Source organism: Micromonospora sp. 4G55, assembly GCF_016803375.1.
This window is the reverse complement of sequence record NZ_JAEVHN010000489.1, coordinates 1-4,723: the sequence shown is the minus strand read 5'-3', so window position 1 is coordinate 4,723 and position 4,723 is coordinate 1. Positions and strand designations below refer to the sequence as shown.

Below are 4,723 nucleotides of genomic sequence, written 5' to 3'. Positions count from 1 at the left end.
TGGGTCCGGAGCATGACGTCCTCGATCCAGTCGGTGGCCGGCCAGCCGGTGGCGTCACCGGACTCGATGCCGGCGCACCACGGCTTGGTGCCGCTGGCCGCGATCGTGTCGCTGAGCTTGATCAGGTCGTCCCAGGTGGTCGGGACCTGCCAGCCCTTCTCCTTGAAGGTCTTCGGCGAGTACCACACGTACGACTTGACGTTGGAGCCGAGCGGAACGCCGTAGAGCTTGCCGTCGACGGTGCTGTACTTCAGCCAGTCGGGGGTGAAGTTCTGCTCGGCCAGCGCCTTGGTGTCGGCGCCGACCGTCTTGACCTTGCCGGCGTCGACGAACCGCTTGAGCAGACCCGGCTGGGGGATGAAGGCCAGGTCGGGGGCGTTGCCACCGTCGACGCGGACACCCAGCTGGGCCTCGAACTCGCCGCTGCCCTCGTGGTCGATCGTGATGCCGGTGCAGTCCTCGAACTGCTTCCAGGACTGCTCCAGGCGGTCGGCCTCGATGTCCCGGATCGACGAGTAGATCGTGACCTTCTTGCCGTCGTGGCCCTGGTACTTCTCGTATGCGGCGCACTCCGCGGAGCCCGCGTTGCTGCTCTTCTTGTCGTTGCCGGTGCCGCAGGCGGTGGCGCCGAGCGCCAGCCCCAGTACGCCGGCGATCGCGAGAGCCTGGCGTGATCTGGCAAACGCCATGCCGTTCTCCTTCCTTGCCGGCGCGTGGAGGAGTCGAAGCCGCGCCGGTCCGATGGTCGTCTCCACATGTAAGCGCTTGCATGACCTCCGGTCCAGCCCTGGCCGGACACGGCCCGGTAACAATCCCGAAACCCGCCCCACCGGCCGTGGGCACGCTCCCGCGCAGTAGTCGCGACCTGCACCGCGTGCCACTTCCCATCGATGGAGGTTTCTGCCACGCTATGCCCAGCAGATTGAAGAATCTCAACATTGGAGGTGCTGGATGCGTAGACGGTGGTGGAGTCTGGCCGCGGCCGCGCTGCTCGCCTCGGTGGCCCTGGTGGCCCCGGCGAGCCCCGCGCTGGCCGCGCCGACGTTCAAGGTGCCATTCCCCTGCGGCCAGTCCTGGTCCGGGCAGACTCGGTCCGACCACAGCCCGGCGTACGCGATCGACTTCAACCGCACCGACGACCTCGGCGACCCGGTGGTGGCCAGCGCCCCCGGCACCGTCGACCGGGTCACCGACCTCGGCGGCACCAGCTACGGCAAGTACGTCCGGATCGACCACGGCGGCGGCTACACCACCTACTACGCCCACCTCAACGGCTTCAACGTCTCGGTCGGCCAGACCGTCGGCTACGGCAAGGTGATCGGCTGGGTGGGCAGCACCGGCGGCTCCACCGGGCCGCACCTGCACTACGAGCAGCGGCTCAGCGGCAACGACATTCAGGTCCGGTTCAACGGCGCGCTGGCGCTGTACTGGGGCACCAAGACCTACACCAGCGACAACGCCTGCTCCAGCGGCACCGCGACCGGCACCGTCAACACCGCCGGCGCGGACCTGACCGTGCGCTCCGGCCCCGGCACCGGCTACAGCGCGGTCGGCTCGGTCGCCGACGGCGCCACGGTGACCATCTACTGCCAGACCACCGGCACCACGGTCACCGGCACGTACGGCACCAGCTCGATCTGGGACCGGATCGGCTCAGGTCGGTACATCTCCGACGCGTACGTCTACACCGGCTACGACGGGTGGATCCCGAACGTGCCGCGCTGCTGAGGCGCGGACGCGCGGCGGGGCCCCGGCCGGGCCGGGGCCCCCACGTCGGCTCAGCTGTTGAGCTGCCCCGGACGCACGGCGCCGGGGTCGTCGCTGCCGGATCTCCAGGTCTGGGAGGACGGAGATTCCGGAAGCGACGACCCCGGCGGGTCCGGTGACGCGAAACCAGCGTCAATTGAAGATGCTGACACCACCCGGGCCGACCAGCAGGCCCACCACGATGAGGACGACGCCCCACAGGATCTGCCGGCGGAACAGCGCAAGGATGCCGGCGACCACGAGTACGACTGCGAGAATCCAGAGAATCAGCTCCATGGCGGCTGAATACCCGGCTCTCCGATCCCGGAAACCTGGGAGATCATTCGAGGTGATCGCCGAGGTGGAAGATGCTGTACGCCTGCTTGATCACAGGGTGCGCGACGTTGCGGACGCGGACCCCGCCGGGAGTGGTGCCCCGCTCGGTGCCCGCGTGGGCGTGCCCGTGCAGGGCCAGCGCGGTCGGCGCCGAGTCGATCGCCTGGCCCAGCTGGTACGACCCCAGGAACGGATAGATCTCCAGCGGTTCGCCGGCGAGCGTGTCCGGCACGGGGGAGTAGTGGGTGAGCGCGACCAGCAGGTCGCAGTCCAGCTCGCGCAGCGCCTTCCCCAGCGCCTCGGCGCTCTCGTTGGTCGTCCGGACGAAGGCCTTCATCTCCGGCTCCCCGAAGTCGCTGGCGCACCGGCCGGCGAAGCCACCGCCGAAGCCCTTGACCCCGGCCACGCCGAGCCGGCCGGCGGCGCACTCCACCACCGTGCCCGTCCCCTCCAGCACGGTGATCCCGGCGTCCTCCAGCACCTTGACCACCTGCGGCACCTGGTCGCACTGGTGGTCGTGGTTGCCGAGCACGGTGATCACCGGCACCCCGAGCCCGCCGAACTCCCGGGCCACGCAGCGCGCCTCGGACTCGGTGCCGTGCCGGGTCAGGTCCCCGGCGAGCAGCAGCACGTCGGCGCAGTCCGGCAGCTCCTCCAGGGCCGGACGGAACCGGCCGACCACGTCCTCGTCCACGTGCACGTCGCCGACGGCGGCGATCCGGATCATCGTCGGACCCCCCTCACGGCAGCTCCTCGACCTGGGTCGGCGCCTGCGCGCGGATCACCCCGATGTCGCTGGTGATCGGCAGGTCCGGGAAGCGCTCCGAGACCCGCCGGAGGATCTCCTCCCGCCGGTGCGGGGTCTCCACCTCGCCGTAGAGGACCAGGCCGCGTTCCCGGTGGACCACGGTGATTCCCTGCTCGGCGACGTCCGGATCCTCGGCGAGCAGCCGGTGGATCTCCGCCTCGACGTACTCGTCGGGCGGGCCGGCACCATGCTCGGTCACGGTGTCTCCTCTCCCTCGGGGGTGCGGGCGTACGGCACGGGCGTGCCGCCGTACGGCACCACGTCGAGCCGGTCCAGCAGCACCAGGAACGCCTCGGCGTACGGCGAGTGCTGCGTCTCCTTCCGTACCCGTTCCCAGTCGATCTGTTCCCGCAGCGAGCGGGCCAGCGGCAGGCCGCGGGCGAAGTCGCAGTAGTGCTGCGAGAAGCTGAGCAGCTTGTGCACCATCAGCCGGGTCGCGGACAGCACCGGCATGTGGATGGCGTCCACCGGGCGCACCACGGTGTCGGCGAAGGTCTCCTCGGTCACCGGGGTCTCGATCGGTCGGTGGATCAGGTCCACCATCCGCCCCTCGTCGTAGACCTTGACCAGCCAGTCCTCCGGTGGGCGCTCGGCCGTGAAGCCCTCGGCGACCAGCGCCTCCATCGCCCGTTCGACGTCCTCCTCGCGGAGCAGGAAGTCCACGTCGTGCTCGCTGGAGTGGCCGCCGTGCGCGTAGACGGCGAAGCTGCCGCCGAGGGCGAAGGGGATGTCGTTCTGCTTGAGCACGGCGGCGACCCGCTTGAGGGTGTGCAACAGGCTCTCGTCCCCGCGCTCGGCCATCTGGTTCTCCCGTCGTCGTGAAGGTGGACAGGCGGTCGGAAATGACGTTGCGTACCCGGCCCGCCCGCCACCCACACCTGGGGGCGATCGGAGACTGGTCACCGGGCCATCAATCGGGCAAACCGCCGGGAGGCGAGCGCCGGTCGGATAACCTGTGCAGGGTGGCCAGATCACTGCGGGCGACCGGCGGCAAGGCCCGACTTCGCCGCGTCGCCCTGATCGGCATCGACGGTTCGGGCAAGACGACCCAGGCGCACCGGCTCGCCGACGCGCTCACCGCGGCCGGCCGGCCTGCCACCTACCACCGCAACGCCGGCGGCCGGCGCTGGCTCGGCCGGCTCGCCAATCGGCTCGGCCGCCCCGACGCGCAGCGCCTGGTGGGGCGCAACGGCGTGCTGGCCGTGGAGTCGGTGCTGCGCTGGCTGGCGATCGCCGCCGCGCTGCTGAGCTGCCTGGTGACCGGCCGCACGGCGGTGATGGACCGCTACTCCGCCTGCCAGTACGCCAGCATCCGGGCGCACGGCGGGCAGCGCTGGGAGCGGCTGGCCCGGGTCGGCTACCGGGTCTTCCCGCCCCCGCAGGTTACCTTCCTGCTCACCGTGGACCCGGCGGAGGCGTACCGGCGGATTGAGCGGCGCGGCGACGACCACGAGACGATGGGCTGGTTGACCGCCGCCGACACCGCGTACCGCACCCTGCCCGAGTACCCGAGCTTCGTGCTGGTCGACGCCGGTGGCGCGCCGGAGGACGTGGAGCGGCGCATCCGCGCCCACCTGGCGGCCTGGCTACCGGCCGAGGCCGGCCCGCCGGCCGTCGACGCGTCGGCTGCCGACGTGCCGGTCGCCGCGCCGATCCGGGGGCGGTCGCCGGTTCAGGCCCGACCGTAGACCGGGACGGCCGCCCCGCTGGTCGGCGCGGAATCGTCGGAGGCGAGGAAGCGGATCACCGGGGCGATCTCGGCCGGGGTCACCCAGCGGCTGTGGTCGGCGCCCGGCTGGGCGGCCCGGTTCGCCGGGGTGTCGATCACGCTGG

The 4,723-nt window shown here is 71.2% G+C and carries 6 protein-coding genes and 2 pseudogenes; 2 read left to right on the top strand and 6 right to left on the bottom strand.

The features are described from left to right. The coding region (locus tag JNW89_RS28065) for an ABC transporter substrate-binding protein (protein ID WP_238451365.1) at positions 1 to 689 on the bottom strand (689 nt) is incomplete at its 3' end. A 262-nt stretch (positions 690 to 951) separates the two neighbouring features. Here JNW89_RS28065 and JNW89_RS28060 point away from each other — a divergent pair. Beyond that, the gene (locus JNW89_RS28060) at positions 952 to 1,728 is read left to right on the top strand and encodes a M23 family metallopeptidase (protein ID WP_238449323.1); all 777 of its coding nucleotides are present in this window, start codon (positions 952 to 954) and stop codon (positions 1,726 to 1,728) included. 171 nt (positions 1,729 to 1,899) lie between these two features. Here JNW89_RS28060 and JNW89_RS28055 read toward each other — a convergent pair whose 3' ends face one another. From JNW89_RS28055 to JNW89_RS28040, 4 genes and pseudogenes are all read right to left on the bottom strand, one after another. After that, a complete protein-coding gene (locus JNW89_RS28055; RefSeq protein ID WP_165947907.1) occupies positions 1,900 to 2,043 on the bottom strand; it encodes a GPGG-motif small membrane protein in 144 nt (47 codons plus the stop codon). Beyond that, positions 2,034 to 2,809, bottom strand: a pseudogene (locus JNW89_RS28050) (metallophosphoesterase). Before JNW89_RS28050 ends, JNW89_RS28055 begins: the two are co-directional and overlap by 10 nt. 13 nt (positions 2,810 to 2,822) lie before the next feature. Then, positions 2,823 to 3,089, bottom strand: coding sequence for a hypothetical protein (locus JNW89_RS28045; RefSeq protein WP_088960633.1), 267 nt, complete (start codon positions 3,087 to 3,089; stop codon positions 2,823 to 2,825). Then, positions 3,086 to 3,766 carry a nucleotidyltransferase gene (locus JNW89_RS28040; RefSeq protein ID WP_375155153.1) on the bottom strand — a complete coding sequence of 227 codons (681 nt, stop codon included), beginning with the start codon at positions 3,764 to 3,766 and terminating at the stop codon, positions 3,086 to 3,088. The genes JNW89_RS28045 and JNW89_RS28040 overlap by 4 nt, the downstream gene beginning before the upstream one ends. A gap of 86 nt (positions 3,767 to 3,852) precedes the next feature. On the opposite strand from JNW89_RS28040, the gene JNW89_RS28035 reads away from it, so the two are divergent. Continuing rightward, entirely contained in the window at positions 3,853 to 4,578 is a 726-nt protein-coding gene (locus JNW89_RS28035; RefSeq protein ID WP_238451363.1) for a thymidylate kinase, read from the top strand. Here the strand turns inward: JNW89_RS28035 and JNW89_RS28030 are convergent. Beyond that, a pseudogene (locus tag JNW89_RS28030) lies at positions 4,563 to 4,723 on the bottom strand (oxidoreductase); the annotation flags it as partial. The gene JNW89_RS28035 and the pseudogene JNW89_RS28030 sit on opposite strands and share 16 nt — an antisense overlap.